21 protein-coding genes, 1 tRNA gene and 1 pseudogene are annotated in these 19,393 nt (G+C 74.3%); 13 read left to right on the top strand and 10 right to left on the bottom strand.

The window, feature by feature from the left end; genetic code table 11:
* Positions 1–3 precede the first annotated feature (3 nt).
* From ACL02R_RS20340 to ACL02R_RS20325, 4 genes are all read right to left on the bottom strand, one after another.
* Positions 4–474 (bottom strand): copper chaperone PCu(A)C, encoded by a 471-nt coding sequence (locus ACL02R_RS20340; RefSeq protein WP_412798381.1) that lies wholly within the window; start codon positions 472–474, stop codon positions 4–6.
* Complete coding sequence (locus ACL02R_RS20335; RefSeq protein ID WP_412798380.1) at positions 471–1,136, bottom strand: SCO family protein; 666 nt, start codon at positions 1,134–1,136, stop codon at positions 471–473. The genes ACL02R_RS20340 and ACL02R_RS20335 overlap by 4 nt, the downstream gene beginning before the upstream one ends.
* An 88-nt stretch (positions 1,137–1,224) precedes the next feature.
* Positions 1,225–1,974 (bottom strand): YcnI family protein, encoded by a 750-nt coding sequence (locus ACL02R_RS20330; RefSeq protein WP_412798379.1) that lies wholly within the window; start codon positions 1,972–1,974, stop codon positions 1,225–1,227.
* A 127-nt stretch (positions 1,975–2,101) separates the two neighbouring features.
* Positions 2,102–2,797, bottom strand: a complete 696-nt coding sequence (locus tag ACL02R_RS20325) for a hypothetical protein (protein WP_412798378.1) — start codon at positions 2,795–2,797, stop codon at positions 2,102–2,104.
* A 228-nt stretch (positions 2,798–3,025) separates the two neighbouring features.
* Between ACL02R_RS20325 and ACL02R_RS20320 the strand changes: the two genes are divergently transcribed.
* Entirely contained in the window at positions 3,026–3,469 is a 444-nt protein-coding gene (locus ACL02R_RS20320; protein ID WP_362964010.1) for an ATP-binding protein, read from the top strand.
* 175 nt (positions 3,470–3,644) lie between these two features.
* Entirely contained in the window at positions 3,645–3,923 is a 279-nt protein-coding gene (tatA, locus tag ACL02R_RS20315) for a Sec-independent protein translocase subunit TatA (protein ID WP_412798377.1), read from the top strand.
* 22 nt (positions 3,924–3,945) lie between these two features.
* On the opposite strand, the gene ACL02R_RS20310 is transcribed toward tatA, so the two are convergent.
* The gene (locus ACL02R_RS20310; RefSeq protein WP_412798376.1) at positions 3,946–4,629 is read right to left on the bottom strand and encodes a DedA family protein; all 684 of its coding nucleotides are present in this window, start codon (positions 4,627–4,629) and stop codon (positions 3,946–3,948) included.
* Positions 4,630–4,879: 250 nt separating this feature from the next.
* On the opposite strand from ACL02R_RS20310, the pseudogene ACL02R_RS20305 reads away from it, so the two are divergent.
* The 3 genes and pseudogenes from ACL02R_RS20305 to speD all read left to right on the top strand — a co-directional run.
* Positions 4,880–5,078 (top strand): annotated as a pseudogene (locus tag ACL02R_RS20305) (phosphotransferase); the annotation flags it as partial.
* Positions 5,079–5,375: 297 nt separating this feature from the next.
* Complete coding sequence (locus tag ACL02R_RS20300) at positions 5,376–5,888, top strand: peptidylprolyl isomerase (RefSeq protein ID WP_412798419.1); 513 nt, start codon at positions 5,376–5,378, stop codon at positions 5,886–5,888.
* A gap of 72 nt (positions 5,889–5,960) precedes the next feature.
* The gene (gene speD, locus ACL02R_RS20295; RefSeq protein ID WP_412798375.1) at positions 5,961–6,398 is read left to right on the top strand and encodes an S-adenosylmethionine decarboxylase; all 438 of its coding nucleotides are present in this window, start codon (positions 5,961–5,963) and stop codon (positions 6,396–6,398) included.
* A 25-nt stretch (positions 6,399–6,423) separates the two neighbouring features.
* Here the strand turns inward: speD and ACL02R_RS20290 are convergent, their stop codons facing one another.
* On the bottom strand, positions 6,424–7,902 hold the full coding sequence (locus ACL02R_RS20290; protein ID WP_412798374.1) for an aminopeptidase P family protein: 1,479 nt from the start codon (positions 7,900–7,902) through the stop codon (positions 6,424–6,426).
* Positions 7,903–8,005: 103 nt separating this feature from the next.
* On the bottom strand, positions 8,006–9,424 hold the full coding sequence (locus ACL02R_RS20285) for a PP2C family protein-serine/threonine phosphatase (RefSeq protein WP_412798373.1): 1,419 nt from the start codon (positions 9,422–9,424) through the stop codon (positions 8,006–8,008).
* Positions 9,425–9,778: 354 nt separating this feature from the next.
* Here ACL02R_RS20285 and ACL02R_RS20280 point away from each other — a divergent pair, with 354 nt between their 5' ends.
* On the top strand, positions 9,779–10,456 hold the full coding sequence (locus tag ACL02R_RS20280) for a bifunctional DNA primase/polymerase (RefSeq protein WP_412798372.1): 678 nt from the start codon (positions 9,779–9,781) through the stop codon (positions 10,454–10,456).
* Positions 10,457–10,689: 233 nt separating this feature from the next.
* Here ACL02R_RS20280 and ACL02R_RS20275 read toward each other — a convergent pair whose 3' ends face one another.
* The 3 genes from ACL02R_RS20275 to ACL02R_RS20265 form a co-directional block, all read right to left on the bottom strand.
* Positions 10,690–11,649 (bottom strand): DUF5926 family protein, encoded by a 960-nt coding sequence (locus ACL02R_RS20275; RefSeq protein WP_412798371.1) that lies wholly within the window; start codon positions 11,647–11,649, stop codon positions 10,690–10,692.
* Between the two features lie 712 nt (positions 11,650–12,361).
* On the bottom strand, positions 12,362–12,754 hold the full coding sequence (locus tag ACL02R_RS20270) for an ATP-binding protein (protein WP_412798370.1): 393 nt from the start codon (positions 12,752–12,754) through the stop codon (positions 12,362–12,364).
* A 189-nt stretch (positions 12,755–12,943) separates the two neighbouring features.
* Entirely contained in the window at positions 12,944–13,732 is a 789-nt protein-coding gene (locus ACL02R_RS20265) for a glycerophosphodiester phosphodiesterase (protein WP_412798369.1), read from the bottom strand.
* A 102-nt stretch (positions 13,733–13,834) separates the two neighbouring features.
* Here ACL02R_RS20265 and ACL02R_RS20260 point away from each other — a divergent pair, with 102 nt between their 5' ends.
* The 7 genes from ACL02R_RS20260 to ACL02R_RS20230 all read left to right on the top strand — a co-directional run bounded on the left by ACL02R_RS20260 (position 13,835) and on the right by ACL02R_RS20230 (position 19,358).
* On the top strand, positions 13,835–15,367 hold the full coding sequence (locus ACL02R_RS20260; protein WP_412798368.1) for a trypsin-like peptidase domain-containing protein: 1,533 nt from the start codon (positions 13,835–13,837) through the stop codon (positions 15,365–15,367).
* 33 nt (positions 15,368–15,400) lie between these two features.
* Positions 15,401–15,487 (top strand) — tRNA-Ser (locus ACL02R_RS20255).
* Between the two features lie 264 nt (positions 15,488–15,751).
* Positions 15,752–16,333 carry a sigma-70 family RNA polymerase sigma factor gene (locus ACL02R_RS20250; RefSeq protein WP_362963981.1) on the top strand — a complete coding sequence of 194 codons (582 nt, stop codon included), beginning with the start codon at positions 15,752–15,754 and terminating at the stop codon, positions 16,331–16,333.
* Positions 16,317–17,021, top strand: coding sequence for a hypothetical protein (locus tag ACL02R_RS20245; protein ID WP_412798367.1), 705 nt, complete (start codon positions 16,317–16,319; stop codon positions 17,019–17,021). The genes ACL02R_RS20250 and ACL02R_RS20245 overlap by 17 nt, the downstream gene beginning before the upstream one ends.
* 209 nt (positions 17,022–17,230) lie before the next feature.
* A complete protein-coding gene (locus ACL02R_RS20240) occupies positions 17,231–17,521 on the top strand; it encodes a hypothetical protein (RefSeq protein WP_412798366.1) in 291 nt (96 codons plus the stop codon).
* 179 nt (positions 17,522–17,700) lie between these two features.
* Positions 17,701–18,627, top strand: coding sequence for a DUF1906 domain-containing protein (locus tag ACL02R_RS20235; protein ID WP_412798365.1), 927 nt, complete (start codon positions 17,701–17,703; stop codon positions 18,625–18,627).
* Between the two features lie 146 nt (positions 18,628–18,773).
* A complete protein-coding gene (locus ACL02R_RS20230) occupies positions 18,774–19,358 on the top strand; it encodes a SigE family RNA polymerase sigma factor (RefSeq protein ID WP_362963973.1) in 585 nt (194 codons plus the stop codon).
* Positions 19,359–19,393: the final 35 nt, after the last annotated feature.

The following is a 19,393-nucleotide window of genomic DNA, read 5'->3' as shown; positions in this document are numbered from 1 at the left end:
CTCTCACTCCCCGGTGTGGTTCGCGGCTTCGACCGGCACGTCGAGGGTGATCGGCGCGGAGGTCCTGAAGTGGAGTTCGATCGGCACGGTGTCGCCCTCGGCGGGGCGGGCGGCCAGGCCCATCAGCATCAGGTGGCTGCCGCCGCGGTCCAGGGACAGGCTGCCGCCCGCCGGGACCGTGAGGGAGGCCACCTGGCGCATGGTGTTCCCCTCCGTCTCGTGGATCTCGACCGACCCGGCGGCGTCGCTCGTGACGGAGGTGAGGGTGTCGTCGGTGCCGCCCGCGTTCTCGATGGTGAGGAACGCCCCCGCCACGTCGGCGGTCGGCGGCCGGGGGATGTACGCGCCGGAGACCGTCAGCTCGGGCGGCGCGCCGTCCCCGTCACCCTCGCCACCGCTCCCGCTGCCCCCGCCGCAGCCGGCGAGGACGAAGGCCAGCGCGAGCGCCGCCGCTGCGGGGCCGCCGCGTCTCACGGCAGTTCCCCTTCGAGCAGCTTCGGCAGGTCGCGCGTGAACGTCTCCGACGTCACGCCCTCCGAGTACAGGACGTGCCCCCGGTCGTCCGTGGGCAGGAAGCCGAGGACCTGGGTGCCGTGGGTGGACTCGATGCTGCCGTCGTCGTTCTCGACGGACGGCTCGATGTAGATGCCCACCGACTCGGCGGCCTCCTGGATGGCCTCGAAGTCACCGGTCAGGCCGGTGAAGTCGGGGTCCTGGGCGTCGAGCCAGGCGCCGAGCGACTCCGGGGTGTCGCGCTCCGGGTCGGTGGTGACGAAGACGACCCGCAGGTCGGCGCGCTGCTCGTCGGTGAGCCCGGCGGTGGCGACGGCGATGTTGCTCATCGTCAGCGGGCAGATGTCGGGGCAGTTGGTGTAGCCGAAGTAGAGCAGGGTGGCGTGCCCGGCCGTCTCGGCCCGCAGGTCGTACGGCTCGCCGTCGGTGTCGGTGAGGACGAGATCGGGCTTCTCGAACGGGGTGTCCAGGACGGTGCCCTCGTCGGGCCGCTGTCCGCCGGACACCTCGGCGGCGGCCGTGTCGTCGCCGCCGTCCGCGCCGTCGTCGTCGCTTCCGCAGGAGGCGAGGGCGAGCACGGTGGCCGCGGCGACGGCCGCGGTGGTGAGTCTGCGCAGGTGCATGAGGAACGGTTTCTCTGAATGCTGCGGTGAAAAGGGGGAGGAGGAACGCGCGGGACGGGCGCCGGCCCGTCCCGCGCGGCCGGTGGTGTCAGGCGCCGGTGCGGCGGCGTCCGGCCAGGACGCCGAAGGCGACGCCCGCCAGGCCGACGACGATGCCGGCGACGCCGAGCACACGGGCCATGGTGTCCGCCGAGTCGTCGTCGGACGCGGCGGCGGCCGTGCCCTGCGTGTCGTCGCCGGACGCGTGCTCCGCGTTCGCGCCGTCCTCCTCGGCCTCGGCCGGGGCCGCGCCGTGCCCGCCGCCGTCGCCGGGGACGAGCGCCAGGACCGGCGACGGGCTCTCCGGCTCGGAACCGTCCGCCGCGGGCTCCTCGATCCAGCGGACGATCTCGTCGTTGTCGTACGTCTGGATCGCGTCGAAGACCAGCTGGTCTGCGTCCTCGGGCAGCGGCCCGACCGACAGCGGGAACTCCTGGAACTGCCCCGGCTGGATCTCCCCGCCGGTCCAGGTCACGACGCTCGGCGCCTCCGTGACGGGGCTGCCGTGCACCTCGATCGGCTCGTCCAGCTCGGCGGTCTCCACCGTCACCTCCCAGCCGGGCACCGGCTGCGGCATGACGGACGCGAGCGGGTGCTCGGGGTCGAGGTGCAGTTCGAGCCGGATGGTCGAGGCGTTGTCCCGCTCGTTGGGGACCTTGACGTTGATGGTGCTGTAGCCGCCCTGTGAGGCTTCGGCGGGGTCGATGGTGACGTGCGCCGAGGCGGTCGGCGCGGTGACCGCGAGGACGGTGGCCGTGGCCGCGACGAGGGTCAGTGCGGCCAGACGTGTGCGCTGCATGAAGGGACTCCGTTGACTCGGAACCGGTGAGGGGGAACGAGGAAACGCGCGGCGTTTCCGGGCGCGCGGTCATGGCGCACCCGTCCCGTCCGGGTTCCGGGGGAGTGGAGCCGGGGGACGGAGTGCGTCAGGCCGCGAGGGCGAAGAGGGGAGGCCCGCGCCGCGTGACGGTGTCGGGCAGCGGCGTGCCCTGGGTGACGGGCGTCGGGTGGTGCGCGGTGCGCGCGGGACGTACGTCGTCCGGCGCGTCGGGCAGCAGCCCCGCGAACAGGGAAACGGCGAGCAGCAGCGCGCGCCGTAGCGGCAGGGGCCCACGGGCGGCGAGGCTTACGAGCCGCCACAGCGCCGCCTCTCCCCTGCGCAGCAGCCACCCGGCGATGAGGGCGGCGGCGAAGTGGGCGAGCAGCATGCTGCCGGACGGCAGCAGCCCGTGCGCCTCAGCGGCGGGCGCCGGGGGAACGGGGTCCAGACCCGCCGCCCGGACGATACGGGTCGCCGACGTGTCGGTCAGCGTGAGCGCGTGGTCGTTGCACAGCAGCAGGCGCGCCTGCGCGACCGGCCCGCCGCCGCCATGGTGCGCGGCAGGGGGCATCGCGGTGCCCAGGCTGTAGAGGCAGTGCAGGGCGAGCTGCCCGATGCCGAGGAACGCGGCGAAGGCAGGGACCGAGCGGCGTTCGCGCCCGGCGGGCGCCAGGGCGACGGCGAACGCGGCGGCCCATCCGGCGGCCAGCGCCCAGGGACTGACGCGGGACCCGCCCGCGGACAGGTGCCCGGCGGCGGCCAGCGTGGCGCACGCCGCGGCGAGGACCGCGGCTCGCAGCATTCGCAGATCGGCTCCGGCACGCATGGCGCGCCCATCATCTCATCGGGGCGGCCGGGCAGCGCCGGTGGGGAGCCGCCCGGCCGCGGACGGCTCCCCCTGTTTGCCACGAAAGATGCCGTTATCCCCTGATACGTCCGCCGAACGGGGGTGTTGCGCCGACCGCACGCTTACGGCGCGCGCCGGTAGGCAATACGTACTGACGGGGCGCGACCGGAAGGAGGCTGGAGCATGAGCATCTGGTGGTCTCTCCAACTGCGGCGGGAAGCGGCCAGCGTCCCGCTCGCGCGGCGCCTGCTGCTCGGCGCGATGGAGGCGGCGGGGGTGGACGCCGAGATCTCCCACGAACTGTCGGTCGCCCTCTCCGAAGCCTGCTCCAACGCGGTGCGGCACGCGGGCGGCCACTCCGGCGTCTACCGTGTGACCGCGTCGATCAACGGGGACGTCTGCCGCATCGAGGTCACCGACAGCGGCCCTGGCTTCCCCGCGGGCGGCTGGCTGCCGCCGGTGGCGGGACCCGCCCGCGAACCGGCGCTCGGCGGGCGCGGCCTCGGCCTGATCGAGGCACTGTCCGACCGCGTGCGCTTCGGCAACCAGCCGGGCAGCGGCGGCGCGGTCATCACGTTCGACAAGGTTCTCAAGTGGCGCGAGGGCGCGCTGCTGCGTGTCTCCTGAACGCGCGCCCGCCTCTTCCGGCCCCTGCCGTACCTAAGATCCCTGACGCCCTGATCCCCTTGTCGGGGCACGGATGTCCGGCGTATTCCTGTTCACTTCGCGCGCGCCGCGTTACCGTGGCGAGGGATGAGGGGCGCGCGGACGCGGCCCTTCCGTTCCGCGCGGAGGTGGGGTCATGGGCCAGATAGGACTCAGGGAACTGGTGCTCCTGGCGATCGTCGTGCTGCTGCTCTTCGGCGCCAAGCGGCTCCCGGACATCGCACGGTCGCTCGGCAAGTCGGCGCGCATCCTCAAGAGCGAGACGGCGGCCATGCGCGCGGAGCACCGCGCGGAGAACGCGCCGGCCGAGACACCGGCCCAGCAGCCCGTGGCCCCGCGCACCGTCCAGGCCGCGCCGGGTGACGTGTCCACCGCCCGCCCGGTGACCGGGACGGGCACCGCCGCCCAGGGCTGACCCGCCCCGGGCACCGACACGCTCAGCGCTTCGCGTGCCGCCCGCGCACCGGCGGCGGCTCCGCCGCCCCTGCCGCGCCCGCCGGCGCGGACCGCCTGGCGCGCAGGTACTCGACAGCGATCGGCACGACCGAGAGCAGCACGACCGCGACGAGCATCAGCTCGATGTTCTCCCGCACCAGCCCGACCCGCCCGAGCGCGGCGCCCAGCAGCGTCACGCCCGCCCCCCACAGCACGCCGCCGATCACGTTGAAGACGACGAACGAGCGGTAGTCCATGCGACTCACGCCCGCGATGATCGGCGTGAACGTCCGCACGATCGGCACGAAGCGGGCGAGCACCAGCGACTTCGGCCCGTGCTTCGCGAAGAAGACGCTCGCCTTCTCGACGTTCTCCTGCTTGAACAGCCGCGAGTCCGGCCGCCGGAAGAGCGAGGGCCCCACCTTGCGCCCGAAGAGGTAGCCCACCTGGTCGCCGAGCACCGCCGCGACCACCACCAGCGCGCACACCAGCCACAGCGGGTGGTGCAGGTACTGCCCGGTGGAGACGAGCATGCCCGACGTGAAGAGCAGCGAGTCGCCCGGCAGGAAGAAGCCGATCAGCAGCCCGGACTCGGCGAAGACGACGAGCAGGATGCCGATCAGGCCGAAGGACTGGATGAGGTGTTCCGGGTCGAGCCAGCTCGGGCCGAGGGCCAGGGATTCCATGCGGGAGAAACCTCGCGGAGCGCCGCCGGAAGCGGTCCCTCCGGGCTGCGCCCCAGGCTACCAACGCGCCGCGCGGCTCCCTCCCGTACGCCGTCCCGCGCGTGCCGCCGCCCGGATACCCGGTGGTGTGCGCCCGGGGCCGTCCGCGAGAGGGGCCCGGCGCACGCCGACAGCGTTCCGCACGGCCCGCCGCCCGGCTCGGTGATCCTCGTCACCGGGGTCATGGCGGCGGGGAAGTCCACCGTCGCCGAGGCCGCCGCACGTCGTCGTGCTCGCCCCCGGCCCGGACGCCGTGGCGGCGCGCGAGGCGGGCCGGGCGAAGACGGGGTACGGGGCGTGGACGGTGGCCGCCATGGACAGTGCCCTGGCTCGACACGTCGGCGCAGACGCCGGAGGAGACGGTGGACGCCGTCCTCGCGCGGCTGCCGGAGTCCCGGATCCGCCGCTGAGACGGTTCCGGTGGTCACCGGGGGGAGGCGTACGGGGACGCTGTGGTGCATGATGTGGGGTCGGAGCCCCTCTTTCCTCATACTTTTTCGGAAGGCGTCCTCATGATCCGCTCCCCCCGGCGGCTGGCGACCGCACTGCCGACCGCGCTGCTCTGCCTCGGACTGGTGACCGCCTGCGGTTCCGACGACGGCTCCGAAGGCGAGGGAGGCGACGGCGCGAACACCGCCACGAGCGCCCCCGAGGAGCAGCCCACCGAGGAGGCGCCGGCGGAGCCGGAGTTCGGCGGCCCCGCGAGCGTGGACCCCTCGGACGCGACCGCCGCGACCATCCACACCAGCGAGGGCGACATCGAGGTGACGCTCTTCCCCGAGCAGGCGCCGCTCGCGGTCACCAACTTCGCCGGCCTCGCGGACGGCTCGCTGCCCTACGAGGGGCAGGAGAACGGCGAGCCGCTCTACGACGGCACGATCTTCCACCGCGTCATCGCCGACTTCATGATCCAGGGCGGCGACCCGGAGGGCACCGGCATGGGCGGCCCGGGGTACGAGTTCCCGAACGAGACCAGCCCCGACCTGACCTTCGACGAGCCGTATGTGCTGGCGATGGCCAACGCGGGTCCCGACACGAACGGTTCGCAGTTCTTCATCACCGTCGCGGCGACGGAGTGGCTGAACGGCGGCTACAGCATCTTCGGCGAGGTCACCGACGAGGCGAGCCGCGAGGTGGTGGACGCCATCGTCACCACGGAGGTCAACGGCGAACGGCCGGTCGAGGACATCGTCATCGAGTCCGTCGAGGTCACCGGCTGACGGTCCCGCCGCCGCCCTACCATCCGCACATACGCCGATCAGCCGATATGTCCGGATGGTAGGCTCGCCGCCGTGACCCCGCACGTGCCGGCGGCCGGGACAACAGCCGCAGCCCCGCCGCCCGTTGACGCGCCGTCCGGCACCCTCACCGGCACGGGTCCCGGCGGCGGCGAGATGTCCACCTACGCCGTGGACCTCTGGGTCGCCGACCCCGCCGTCCTCACCGACGAGCCGCTGCTCCTGCACATCCTGCGCACCGCGGCCGCCGCGGGCGGCGCCACCGTCCTCGGCGAGGCGACGCACGTCTTCCCCAACGGCGCGGTGACGGCGATCCTCCTGCTGTCCGCGTCCCACATCAGCGTCCACACCTGGCCGGAACACCGCCTCGCCCACGTGGACGTGCTCGCGTACGGGCGCGGCAGCGGCGCCCGCATGGTCGCCTCCGTCGAGGCGGCGCTCGCCCCCGTACGCGTCACGACGGCGCGCGTGCCGCGCGCCGTCGGCCCCTGAGCGCCAGGATGTCAGGGCAGGAGCGTCAGGGCAGGAGGCGGGCCATCCACGCCTCCACGTCGTCCGCGCCGCGCGGCAGGCCGGCGGAGAGGTTGCGGTTCCCGTCCTCGGTGACCAGCAGGTCGTCCTCGATGCGGATGCCGATGCCCCGGTACTCCTCGGGCACCGTCAGGTCGTCCGGCTGGAAGTAGAGACCCGGCTCCACCGTCAGGCACATGCCGGGCTCCAGCGTGCCCTCGACGTACGTCTCCCGGCGGGCCGCCGCGCAGTCGTGCACGTCCATGCCGAGCATGTGGCCCGTGCCGTGCAGCGTCCAGCGGCGCTGGAGCCCGAGGTCGAGCACGCGCTCCACCGGCCCTTCGAGCAGCCCCCACTCGACCAGCTTCTCCGCCAGCACCCGCTGCGCCGCCGCGTGGAAGTCGCGGTACTTGGCGCCCGGCTGCACGGCGGCGATGCCCGCCTCCTGCGCCTCGAACACCGCGTCGTAGACCTTCCGCTGGAGCGGCGTGAAGCGCCCGTCCACGGGGAGGGTGCGGGTGACGTCCGCCGTGTACAGCTCGGTCGTCTCCACACCCATGTCGAGCAGCAGCAGGTCACCCGGCCTGACGGGCCCGTCGTTGCGCACCCAGTGCAGCGTGGTGGCGTGCGGGCCCGAGGCGCAGATCGAGCCGTAGCCCACGTCGTTGCCCTCCACGCGGGCGCGCAGGAAGAACGTTCCCTCGATGTACCGCTCGGACGTCTCGCGCGCCTTGTCGAGCACGCGCACCACGTCCTCGAAGCCGCGCGCGGTGGCCTCGCAGGCGTGCGCCAGCTGCGCGATCTCGAAGTCGTCCTTGACGAGCCGCAGCTCCGACAGGAAGACGCGCAGCTCCTCGTCACGCTCGCCCGTCACCTTGTCGGCGAGCGCCGCCTCGACCTCGGTGTCGTACGAACGCACCACGCGGACCGGGCCCTTCGCCGCCCGCAGCAGGTCGGGCACGGTGCGCACGTCCGCGACCGGCAGGCCGTAGAGCAGCCCCGCCTCGGTCAGGCTGGTGCGGCGGCCGACCCACAGCTCGCCCTGCCCGCTGAGCCAGAACTCGCCGTTCTCCCGGTCGGAACGCGGCAGCAGGTAGAGCGTCGCCTCGTGGCCGCCGGAGTCGCGCGGCTCCAGGATCAGCACGCCGTCCTCGGTCTGGTCGCCCGTCAGGTAGGCGTACTCGACGGCGGCGCGGAAGGGGTAGTCCGTGTCGTTGGAACGCGTCTTGAGCCGCCCGGCGGGGACCACCAGGCGCTCGCCGGGGAACCGCGCGGACAGCGCGGCGCGGCGGCGCGCCGTGTGCGCGGCCTGGGGGACGGGGGCGAGGTCGCGGCGCTCGGTGTCGGCCCAGCCGCGCTTCATGTTCTCGGCCAGCTCGTCGGAGATCCGCGGGGTGACCTTGTTCTTCCGGTCCTCGCGCTCGTCGGGCTCCCCGGCCGGCTGCTCGCCGCCGTCCACATCCGGGGTGGTCTGCTCCTCGGCCATGCCACGCCTCCTCGCCTGCCGGTGGACCGGTCGCTGACCGGCCCGTCCATCGTATGCGGCGGGGCGCGGCGCGCGACAGGCCGGTGGGCGGCGCGATGGCGGGTCAGCCGCCGAAGCGCGCGGCGAGGAGGACGGTGTCGTCGGCGGCTCCGGCGTGCGGCGCGTCGGGGCCGGGGCGGTCCGCGGGGCGCACGGTGCGCAGCAGGTGGTCCACGAGCAGTTCGGGGTCGGCGCGGACGCCTGGCCCGGCGGCGAGCGCGGCGTCGCGCAGGCGTCCGAACGCGCGGTCGAGCGGCTCGCCGGTGCGGTGCAGCAGCCCGTCGCTGTAGAGCAGGACCGTTTCTCCCTCCGCGATGTCCAGCTCGACGCTCGGCGCCTCCCAGCAGGCCAGCATGTTGAGCGGCGCGGACAGCGCCGTCTCCGCGAACTCGGCACGCGAGGGCCCGACCACCAGCGGCGGCGGATGCCCGGCCGAGGCGACGACCAGGCGGCGCGCGGCCGGCTCGGCGTACCCGAAGAGCGCGGTCGCGGGACGGCCGGGCTCGGTCAGGCGCAGCAGCAGCTCCAGGTCGGACAGCACGGCGACCGGGTCTTCGCCCTCCATCACGGCGTACGCGCGCAGCCCGGCGCGCAGCCGTCCCATCGCGGCGAGCGCGGCGGGTCCGGTGCCGGTCGTGCCGCCGACGGCGAGGCCGAGCGCGTGGTCGGGCAGGGCGAGCGCGTCGTAGAAGTCCCCGCCGCCGCGCGGCCCGGTGCTGTGCCGCACGGCCAGCGTCACGCCGGGGACGCGGGGCAGGCGCGGCGGCAGCAGGCCCTCGTGGACGGCGGTGAACGCGGAGCGGGCGCGGGCGAGTTCGAGACGGTTCGCGATGTGCTGCCCGGCCTGGCGCAGGTAGAGGGCGAGCAGGTGCCGCTGCCGCCCGTCCGGCTGCCCCGGCTTGTCGTACAGCCATACCGCCGCGCCGAGCGGTCCCGGGGTCTCCGCGGTGAGCGGCACGGCGTAGCTCGCCGCGAAGCCGAGGCGCGCGGCGACCTCGCGGTGCCGCGGGTGCAGCCGGTCCTCGCGGGCGATGTCGCGGTGCACGACCTCGGCGGTCTCGCCGTCGCCGCCGAGGGCCGTGTGGAAGCCGCGCGGCACGGTCTCGATGTGCCCGAGGTCGGCGCGGCCGAGACCGAGCCCGGCGAGCCGTTCGGGGCCGAGGCCGTCGGCCGGGCGCAGGCTCACCAGGCCGCGGCGCGCCCCCACGAGCCCGGCCCCGGCGCGCAGGGTCTCATGCAACGCGTCGGCGAGGGTACGCGTACGGGCGAGCCGTTCCGTGAGGCTGTGCAGGGTCGTGAGGTCGGAGATCCAGGACGCGAGCCGGTCCTGGACGCCGCCGGGGCGGGCGGCGCCGTCGGCGGGCCGCGCGGACGGCGGCACCGGGGTCTGCGACACGGGATTCTGCGGCACGGAGGAAAGGGAAGGTTTGATTCCGGCCACTTTTGACGAGGGGAGCGAAGGGGGCGAGGGGGATGCGCTCATGTGGGAGGGCTTTCGTCAAGGCACGCAGGCCCACGGATGTCGGTATTGTCCTGCCGTGATGGATGATGCCCAGGGAACGGCTCCGTTCCGGGGCCGACAGGCCGGGCCGCGCGGACTTTGGCGGAAAACGGCCTGCTGTCCCCGGGGGCGCGATCCACTGGGCCGCCACGACCGAGGAGCGGATCGGACGGACCGTGTACATATCGGAACGGATGCGCGAGTTCCGGCGTCCTACAGGGTGAGGCGGTCAGGTCCCCCCTCCCTCCGCTGCTCCTCACTGCGCGACCCGCTGCACACGGTGATCTGAGTTCCACGTGGTGTATCCGAACCCGCGAAGGAAGGGAACGAGCGCTGATGCGCGAGATCCTCGGAGAGCGACGCACGAACGGAAACGGAAACGGAAAGGACGGCCGGGACGGCGACCCCGCCCTGCGCCGCGCCGCCCTGCGGTACGCGCGACACCGGCACTGGCCCGTCCTCCCCGGGGCCGCGGTCCTTGAGGACAGCGGCTGCGCGTGCGAGCGGCCCGACTGCGTGGTCCCCGGTGCCCACCCCGCCGATCCCCCGCTGCTCGCGGCCACGGCTGACCCCGCCATGGTCGCCTGGTGGTGGACCGAACGCCCGGCCGCGCCGATCGTGCTGGCCACCGGGGGGCGCGCGCCCTGCGCCATGAGCCTCCCGGCGCTCGCCGGGGCGCGCGCGCTCGACGCCTGCGACCGCCTCGGTGTGGCCACGGGCCCGGTGCTGGCGACGCCCACGCGCTGGATGTTCCTGGTCGAGCCCTACGACCTGCCCGAGCTGGGCGAACTGCTCGTCGAGCAGGAGCACGTGCCCAGCAGCCTGCGCTTCCACGGCGAGGGCGGTTACGTGCCCCTGCCCCCGTCCCGTACGGGCGCGGGCGACGTCTGGTGGGTGCGCGAACCCCGGTCCGCCGGCGGCCGCGTCACGCTGCCGCGCGCCGCCGGGCTGCTGGACGTCCTGGTGGCGGCCGGACTGACCGCGCCCGACCAGGGCAGCCGGCTCGCGTACTGACCCGCGCGGCACCCGGGGGAGAAACAGAGAAACGCCGCCCGGGGAGGACGGCGTGACATGGACGGACCCGATCGCTGGCGACGGGGGATGCACCAGCGACCGGGCCCACCTCAGAAGGTAACAACTGATCGGGGATTCGCAAATCCCGCATGGCCGCACAATGGCCGAAGTCGCCGCTGTGGCGGGGCGTTGTGACTGGAATCACTCCCCCGCCCGGCGGCGTCGGCCCGCCCTCAGCTCAGGGTGATCTGACGGTTCGTGAGCCCGCTGCGCGCCCGGCGCTCGTCCACCGTGAGCGGAGCCGCCGACGCGAGCGCCTCGGCCAGCCGCTCGCCGAACGCGGTGGCGGGCTTCTCGCACTCCTCCGCGCCCATCGCGCCCGGCAGGTCCCACACCGGCACGGTCAGCCCGTGCGCGCGGAACGAGCCCACCAGGCGCGTCCCCTCGCCGAGCGACGAGGCACCGGCCGCGTGCAGCCGCGCGAGGCCGTCGAGCAGGTCGTCCTCGGCCTGCGGCATGACCCACCTGAGGTGGTTCTTCTCCGGCGTGCGGCACCAGTAGGCGGCCGTCACGCCGGACAGCCGCGCGGTGGGCATCGCGGCCTCGTTGGCGCGTTCGAGGGAGGCGGTCACCTCGGGCGTCGCCTGCGCCGCGTCGTCCAGCCAGAACTCGAAGCCCTCGTGCACCTCGGGCTCGAAGGGCGCGGAGAGGTCCAGCAGGTCCTGGAGGCGCGGGCCGTCGGGCGCGGTGCGCGCGGACGGGACGGGGTTGCCCGGCTCGGTGGCCAGCGCGCGGGTGAGGACGTCGGCGAGGTCGCGGCTCAGGTCGCCGGTCGCCGTGTCGTTCTGCACGCCCAGGAGCACCGCCCCGTTGTCGCGGCGCAGCGCGGGCCACGCCATCGGCAGGACCGTCGCGAGCGTCACCGAGGGCACGCCCTCGGGCAGCCCGTCCCGCAGCGCCAGCGGCACGGTCGCGGCGGGCACCAGCTCGCGCAGCGCGACCCAGTCGCACTCGCCCGGCAGGCCCTCGAAGGGGCGCCGCACCAGCTCGGTCGCGGCCTGGGCGGCGGCGCGCCCGTGGCACGCCTTGTAGCGGCGGCCCGAGCCGCACGGACACGGCTCGCGCGCGCCGACGACGGGCACCTCGCCCGTGACGGGCTTCGGCTGATTCTGGGGACGGCGCTTTTTGGCCATGACGGACGGGTCTCCTGCGTGCGGACGGCGTACGGGTACCGTCCGGGAGCCTAACGCCAAGGCGCCCGCGGCCCGCCCCGTCGGGACGCCGCGCACGGCATCTTCAGGACGCGCCCGCCACGACGGCGATCCGACACCACACCACCGGACCCCGACCGGTCGCCGCCCCGGCCTGCCAGCGGGAGCCGGTCCGGCGGACGGTGGGGCTACCGGTGCTCCGCACGGGCTCGGGCCGTTGCCCCAGTCGTCGGGGGAGCCGGCTGGGCGGGCGGTGGCGCTGCCGGTACCCCGTCCCGCCGTCGGGGAAGACGGTGCCGGGCAGGCGCGGCCTTCGAGGGCCGGGGAGTGGCGGAGCGTTTCAACCGCCCCCGCCCCGCGCGCAGCAGCGCATCACCTCCGGGACCCTCGCGCGGGCGTCCCGCCGTCGGGGGCCCCGCCCGGGACCGCGCTGACAGGCCGCGCGTACGAGCCGCGCCGCTCCGCACCGCGAGGTACCGCACCGCGAAGGCGCGCCCCAGGGTCCGTCTACGAAGGGGGCGTCCGACCGCTCGCGGCTCCCCCGGCCCGAGCTGTCCCCAGGTGCGTGCGACCGCAGGGCGCCGGATCGTCCTTGTACCGGGCCCCACAGAGGCGATTCGGTAACGCGGCAAGCGTGCGCGCCAGGGGGAACGCCCAGCCGCCAGGCTGAAGGACCCCTCTCGGAAGACGAGCCCTAGCCGTCCCGGCCGTCGAGCACCGCCCACACCGTCACGGTGCCCGGTGCCTCCGCCTCCCGGACGCCCCAGGCGCGCGCGAGGGAACCGATGATCGTCAGCCCGCGCCCGCCGCGCGCGGTGAGCGACGGACTGCCGGGCCGCGGCCGCGTCGGACCGCCGCCGTCCGTGACGGCGACCGTGACGGCGCCGTCGACATCCTGCGACCAGGCCGCCCGCACCTCCTGGCTCGCCGGGAGCGGGCGCGCGTGCCGCCATGAGTTGCTGAGCAGTTCGGAAAGGATCAGTGCCGCGTCGTCGATGACGGCTTCCGCGGCGCCGCTGCCGGCCAGTTCGGCGCGCAGCCGGCGGCGTGCCGTCGCCACGCCCGACGGGCCGTGGAAGACCGACATGGACGAAGACGTCGGTACCTGTTGTGTCACCACCAACGCCACCCCCGAGACCTCCTTAGCCCCACGCCACCTGATTCGTGCCCTTGCGCCATTGCCGGGAAACCGTTCGCCGGTCTCCTGTTGACGCAGTCGTGACGGAAGTGTGCGCAGCGGATGCGCCGGGGCGCGCCCGGCGGGGTCGGGACCGGCTCAGGCGGGGGCGTCCCCGAGCTGCTCGCGCACCGCGCGTGGCCGGTTGGTGATGATGGCGTCCACGCCCAGGTCGGCGCAGAGGGCGACATCGGCGGGGTCGTCCACCGTCCAGACGTGGACCTGGTTCCCGGCGCGGTGCGCGCGTTCCACGTAACCGGGATCGCGCCGCAGGATGCGGATGCCGGGCCCGGCGATCCGCACACCCTCCGGCAGCCGGCCCGTGCGGTGCCGGGGGAGCAGGAACTGCATCAGGTAGACAGTGGACAGGCCAGGCGCCGCCGCGCGTACGCGGTGGAGCGAGCGCGCGGAGAAGCTCATCACCCGTACGGGGCCCGGCAGGGGGTGGCGCGCCAGCAGGTCGATCAGCCGCTCCTCCACGCGGCCCGCCCAGCGCGTGGGGTGCTTGGTCTCGATGGCGAGGCCGACGGGCCGGCCCGCGTCGGCGACGAGGCGCAGGAGCCGTTCCAGGGTGAGGACGGTCGTCCGTTCGCGGTCGGCGCTGTCGGGGGCCTCGGGGCCTGCGGAGGCCTTCCACGAGCCGAAGTCCAGCTCGGCCAGCTGCGCGAGTTCGAGCGCCGACACCGCTCCGCGCCCGTTGGACGTACGGTTGACGCGCCGGTCGTGCACGCACACCAGGTGCCCGTCGGCCGTCAGCCGGACGTCGCACTCCAGGGCGTCCGCGCCGTCGTCGATGGCCTTGCGGTAGGCCGCCAGGCTGTGTTCCGGCGCGTCCTCGGACGAACCCCGGTGCGCGATGACCGGGATGCGGCGGCGGTCGGCAGTCATCGCGTCATGGTGCCATGCGCGGACGGGCCCGGGGTTTATGCCCGCCTGACAGGTCATGGGCAACACTGGACACATATTCGTCGTGCATCCGAGGAGATAGCTGTGAGCACCGAGAACGAGCGCGCCGGTCAGCCGGACGGGCCGACGGCCGGTGCGCCGGAGACCGGCAGCGGCCCGGCGGCCGGTGCGCCGTCGCCCTACGGTCCGCCGCCCCAGCAGCCGGCCCCGTCCTACGGCCCGCCCCAGCACCCGCAGCACCCTCAGGCCCCGTCGCCCTACCAGTCGGCGCCGCCGCCACCGCCCCACGCGCAGCCCCCGCACCAGCACGCGCAGCCCCCGGCACAGCCGCCGCTGCCCCCGGCGGCGCCGTCCGCCGAGCAGCAGCAGCCGGCCAGTCCCACCACCACGGTGCTGCGCGCCCTGCCCCCGACGCCCCCGGCCGGTCCCGTACCGGGGCAGGACGGCACGGGGCAGCTGCCGCCCGCCGAGCCCTGGACGGTGCTCCCGCCCCCGGCCCCGAAGAAGAAGCGCAACGGCCTGCTGATCGGCGTCCTCGTCGCGGCGGTCGTCGCGGGCGGCGTCGGCGGCGGTGTGGGATACCTCGTCGCGGACGACGACGCGTCCTCGCCCGCCGCGTCCGCCCCCGGCCGCGGCGACGGCGACGAGGTCGCGGCCAGGCCGCCGGACTCGGTCGCCGGGATAGCGGAGTCCGCCCTGCCCAGCGTCGTCACCATCGAGGCGGGCAACGGCGCCGAGGCGGGCACCGGCACCGGCTTCGTCTACGACGAGGAGGGCCACATCATGACGAACAACCACGTGGTCGCCCCCGCCGCGGACGGCGGCACCCTCAGCGTCACGTTCTCCGACGGCGAGAGCTACGACGCGGAGGTCGTGGGCCGCGCCGAGGGGTACGACGTGGCCGTCATCCGCCTCACCGACCTCAACGGCAGGCAGCTCGACCCGCTGCCGGTCGGCGACTCCGACAGCATGGCGGTCGGCGACGCGACCATCGCCATCGGCGCCCCGTTCGGCCTGTCGGGCACGGTCACGACCGGCATCATCAGCGCGAAGGACCGCCCGGTCGCCTCCAGCGACGGCCAGGGGGCGAGCGCGTCGTACATGAACGCCCTCCAGACCGACGCGTCCATCAACCCGGGCAACTCCGGCGGCCCCCTGCTGAACGCGGAGGGCGAGGTCATCGGCGTCAACTCCGCGATCCGCTCCACGTCCAACGGCATGGGCGAGGCGGGCAGCATCGGCCTCGGCTTCGCGATCCCGATCAACCAGGCGGAGCGCGTCGCGCAGGACCTGATCGACGGCGGTGAGCCGATCTACCCGATCATCGGCGCCTCGGTCGACAACGGCGCCTCCGGCATGCAGACGGCCGGCGCCCCCATCGTCGAGGAGACCAGCGGCGGCACCGACCCCATCACCAGCGGCGGCCCGGCGGACGAGGCGGGCCTGCGCCCCGGCGACGTGATCACCCGCTTCGGCGACCGCCCCATCGACTCGGGACCGACCCTCATCAGCCAGATCTGGACCTACGAACCGGGCGACTCGGTGGACGTCACCTACGTCCGCGACGGCGACGAGCACACCACGACCATCACCCTCGGACAGCGCGTGGGTGACTGACGCCCCAACCGCTAGGCTGTGCGGGTACCTCCAGGAGGCGTGCCCGAGCGGCCGAAGGGACCGGTCTTGAAAACCGTCGTGGCGGCAACGCCACCGTGGGTTCAAATCCCACCGCCTCCGCCGCCCGCATCACACGCACGGCCCCCGACCAGCGCAGACGGTCGGGGGCTCGTGTGTCTGTGCGGTGGGCGTGGCGAAGGTCTCGCGCCGGGGGTTTTTGCGTTCGCCCCGAGGGCTGGGAAGCTTCTACCGTATAGAAGTTCGGCCGGACCCGGATGGGTCGGGCGCGGGGGACGACGAGAGGACCAGGAGGTCCGTGAACGAGCAGATCGCCGGGCGCCGAGGTGCCCAGGGCGCGGAGCGGCGCATACGGGAGGTCCGGCCGTGACCGGAAGCCCCTCGCCGCACCGCCACGGTGTCAGCCCGCTGATCCCCCTGCCCGCGGATCTCCGCGCCTTCCATCAGCTCTACCGCCCCGCCTACGTCCGCTGGGCCGAACTGCACCTCGGCGACCGGCAGGCCGCCGAGGAGACGGCCGACCGTGTCTTCGAGCAGCTCGCCGCCGAGTGGGGCGACGTCCTCCGCCTCGACAGCCCCGCCGGGTACGCCTGGACCGTCCTCAAGCAGCGCACGCGCGAGGCCGCCAGGGACCGTGGGCGGCGCCCTGTCGTCGCGGACACGGCCGCGTTCGAGACCGAGGCGCTGCGCACCGCCGTCGATCCCGTCGGCGAACTGGCCGGCAGCATCTCCCTCTACCAGGCCATGCGCGAGCTGCCGGAGCGTCAGCACGATGTGATCGTCCTGCGCTACTGCATCGGCTACAGCCCCTCGGAGACGGCGGACATCCTCGGTGTCACCGTGCCGGGGGTCCGCTCCACCGCCCGGTACGCGAAGCACCGGCTGAAGGAGTCGCTCGGCCTGTCCGCCCCGGGGAAGGAGGACGCCGACGATGGCTCCGACCATTGAGGAACTGCTGACGAGGGCCCTCCTCGCCCATCCGCTGCCCGTCTACAGCCAGGCGGAGATCGAGGCGGCCGAGCGGCGGATCGCGGCCCGGCTGACCACCGGGCGCGTCCGGCCCCGCGAACGCGCGGAGCAGCAGCTGCCCTCCGGTGACGGTCCCGGCGGCCCCGGGGCGGAGGGGCCGTGCGTCGACGGCCATCTGGCGACGCTCTGCCGCACCGTCGCCGAGCGGGACGGCGCCCTCCAGCACATGGCGGCCTTCCTGGGCGGCCGGGTCCCGCAGCCCGAGGGGGCGCGCGTCCTCGGCTGTGTGCTTCAGCTGGCGGGGCGCGAGGACAGTGCGCGTTTCTGGTGGCAGTTCGCGGCCGGGGCGGGGGACGCCGCCGCCGCCTACTGCCTCTACCTTCACCACCTCGCGCTCGGCGAGGAGTGGGAGGCCGAGCTGTGGCGCAGGCAGGCCGACCCGGACCGCCCCCCGCACCCCCTCCACGACGGGGCGGCGGGCGACGGCAGCGACCCCGCGCTGGTGCTGCGCGTCCTGGCGCTGCTGCACGGCGACCACGGCTACCTGACGGACACCACGGCGGCCGTCGTGCACTACATCCCGCAGGCGGTCCAGTTCGTGGACGAGATAGAGCTTCCCCTCCCCGGGCCCGACTTCGCGCGGCGCATCGAGGAACTGACGGCCTGAACCCGCCGTGCGCCCCCCCCGTGCGCCACGCGGGTGGGGAAAGGGCGTTTGTTCCGCCGCCGTCATTCGTGCGGGGGAATCGGCCCGGTGCGGGTGGTGGGCGGGTGATCCTCTGGGCAAGCCTGGTGTCACGACGTCGTGATCCGTCCAGGCAGTCCGGCCGGCTGCTGTGCCACACCCATCGTCCGATTCCACGGAGGAACTGACCTATGGCAAGCATCCGCACCGCCCGCACCCTCGCCGTCCTCGCCGCCGCGCCGCTCGCCCTCGGCGTGTGCGCCGGCGTCGCCCAGGCCGACAGCGTGGACGGGCTCAGCGGCAACTCCATCATCGGCGGCGGAGTCGGCGACGACCTGGCGGGCAACTCCACCGTCACCCAGCAGTCGTCCGTGGGCTTCGGCAACTCCAACGAGAGCAACGCCGCCAGTGTCAACGGCTTCGGGGTCATCGACCAGTCCGACAAGGCGTTCACGCTCATCGTCGCCAACTTCCTCCCGTGACGACGGGGCCCCGGTGACGTCCCGGGGTACGTCGCCGTTCTGATGGCAGGGTCAGCCGCGCGGTCCGCACTCCACGGTGCGGGCCGCGCGGTGCGTCGTCCGCCGTACGGCTGAACCCTCCACCGCCACGGGGAGTGTCGCGCCGTCCCACCCCGTACGCGCGACTTTGACTCATCCTCATGCGATATGCCCATCACACCCCCTGGTCGCCTCGCACCCGCCGTGCCCGGCACGCCCGCCCCACCCCGCGCCGCGCCCCCCACCTGTGGCACGTCCTGCTCGCCTTCTTCCTGACGGCCCTCCTCGCCACCCCCGCGACCGCCGCCGAGGACCCGCGCCCCCTTCCCGCTCCCACGCTGATGGACAGCGACCTGTCCGCCCAGGGCGCGGAGATCTACGAGGGCGCCGCGTTCGACACGTGCGAGGCGCCCTCGCTCGACACGATGCGCGGCTGGCTGGCCTCCCCCTACCGGGCCGTCGGCATCTACGTCGGCGGCGCCGGACGCGCCTGCCCCGCCCAGCCGAACCTGACCCCGGACTGGGTCACCGGCGTGTCCGAACTGGGCTGGCGCCTCCTGCCCCTCTACGTCGGCTCGCAGTCGCCCTGCGTCCTCGACAAGGCCAAGAGCGCCGTCCCGATCGACGCCGACCGCCCCTGGCAGCAGGGCGTCACCGAGGCCGCCGACGCCATCGCGTCCGCCGAGGCCCTGGGCCTCGCGCCCGGCAGCCCGCTCTACCTCGACATCGAGAACTACGACCACCTCGACGCGTCCTGCGCCCGCACCACCCTCGCGTTCATCCAGGGCTTCAGCCGCGAACTGCGCGAGGAGGGCTGGATCCCCGGCCTCTACTCCAGCGCCGCGTCCGGCATCGCGCACATGGAGAGCGCCCGCGCGGCCGGGGCCGTGGACCTGCCCGACGTGCTGTGGTTCGCCCGCTGGGAGACGTCGCCGACCCTGGACGGCGAGCCCTCGCTCGACCCCGCCGCCTGGCAGCCGCACCGCCGCATCCACCAGTACGCGGGTGACGTCACGGAGACGCACGGTGGCCGCCGCCTCGCCATCGACCGCAACCTGGTGCACGCCCCGGTGGCCGTCCTCCGGTGAATCCCTGATACCCCTGGGGGGTGACGGGCGGAACCCCTACACCTGTGGGAGGTGTAGCCCGCACCACCTCTACTCCCTGGGGCGGATGCCCCATCGCGACCTCTGGGCGATCCGCCCGGGGGGTCCTTCGGCCTAATTTGTAGAGCATGACCACGCCCACCGCGGCCCAGAAGGCGCCACCGCCGACCTTCAGCTCGTACGTGCGGGCCCGCGGCCCCATGCTGCTGCGGACCGCTCGTTCCCTGACCTCGAACCCCTCCGACGCCGAAGACCTCCTCCAGACCGCGCTGACCAAGACCTACCTGGCCTGGGAGCGCATAGAGGACCACCGCGCGCTCGACGGCTACGTCCGCCGGGCCCTGATCAACACCCGCACCTCCCAGTGGCGCAAGCGCCGCGTCGACGAGTACGCCATGGACGAGCTGCCCGAGCCCGACAGGCGGCCCGACACCGACCCCGCCGAACAGCAGGCCGTGCGCGACGCCATGTGGCGCGCCATCGTCAAGCTGCCCGACCGCCAGCGCGCCATGGTCGTCCTCCGGTACTACGAGGACCTCAGCGAGGCGGCCACCGCCGAGCTGCTCGGCGTCTCGGTCGGCACCGTGAAGAGCGCCGTCTCCCGTGCCCTCGCCAAGCTGCGTGACGACGAGCAGCTGATCGACATCCTGCGCGGCGCGGCCCCCGCCGCCCGCGAGCGCGTCCCCGCTCAGCGGCACGCCATGGCGGCCTGACCCCCGGCCGCCCGGCACGCCGCCGTGCCCGGCCC

It is taken from the genome of Streptomyces sp. MS19 (assembly GCF_047200595.1).
Classification (GTDB): Bacteria; Actinomycetota; Actinomycetes; order Streptomycetales; family Streptomycetaceae; genus Streptomyces.
The sequence above is the reverse complement of the archived record's forward strand: the minus strand, read 5'-3'. Positions and strand labels throughout refer to the sequence as shown.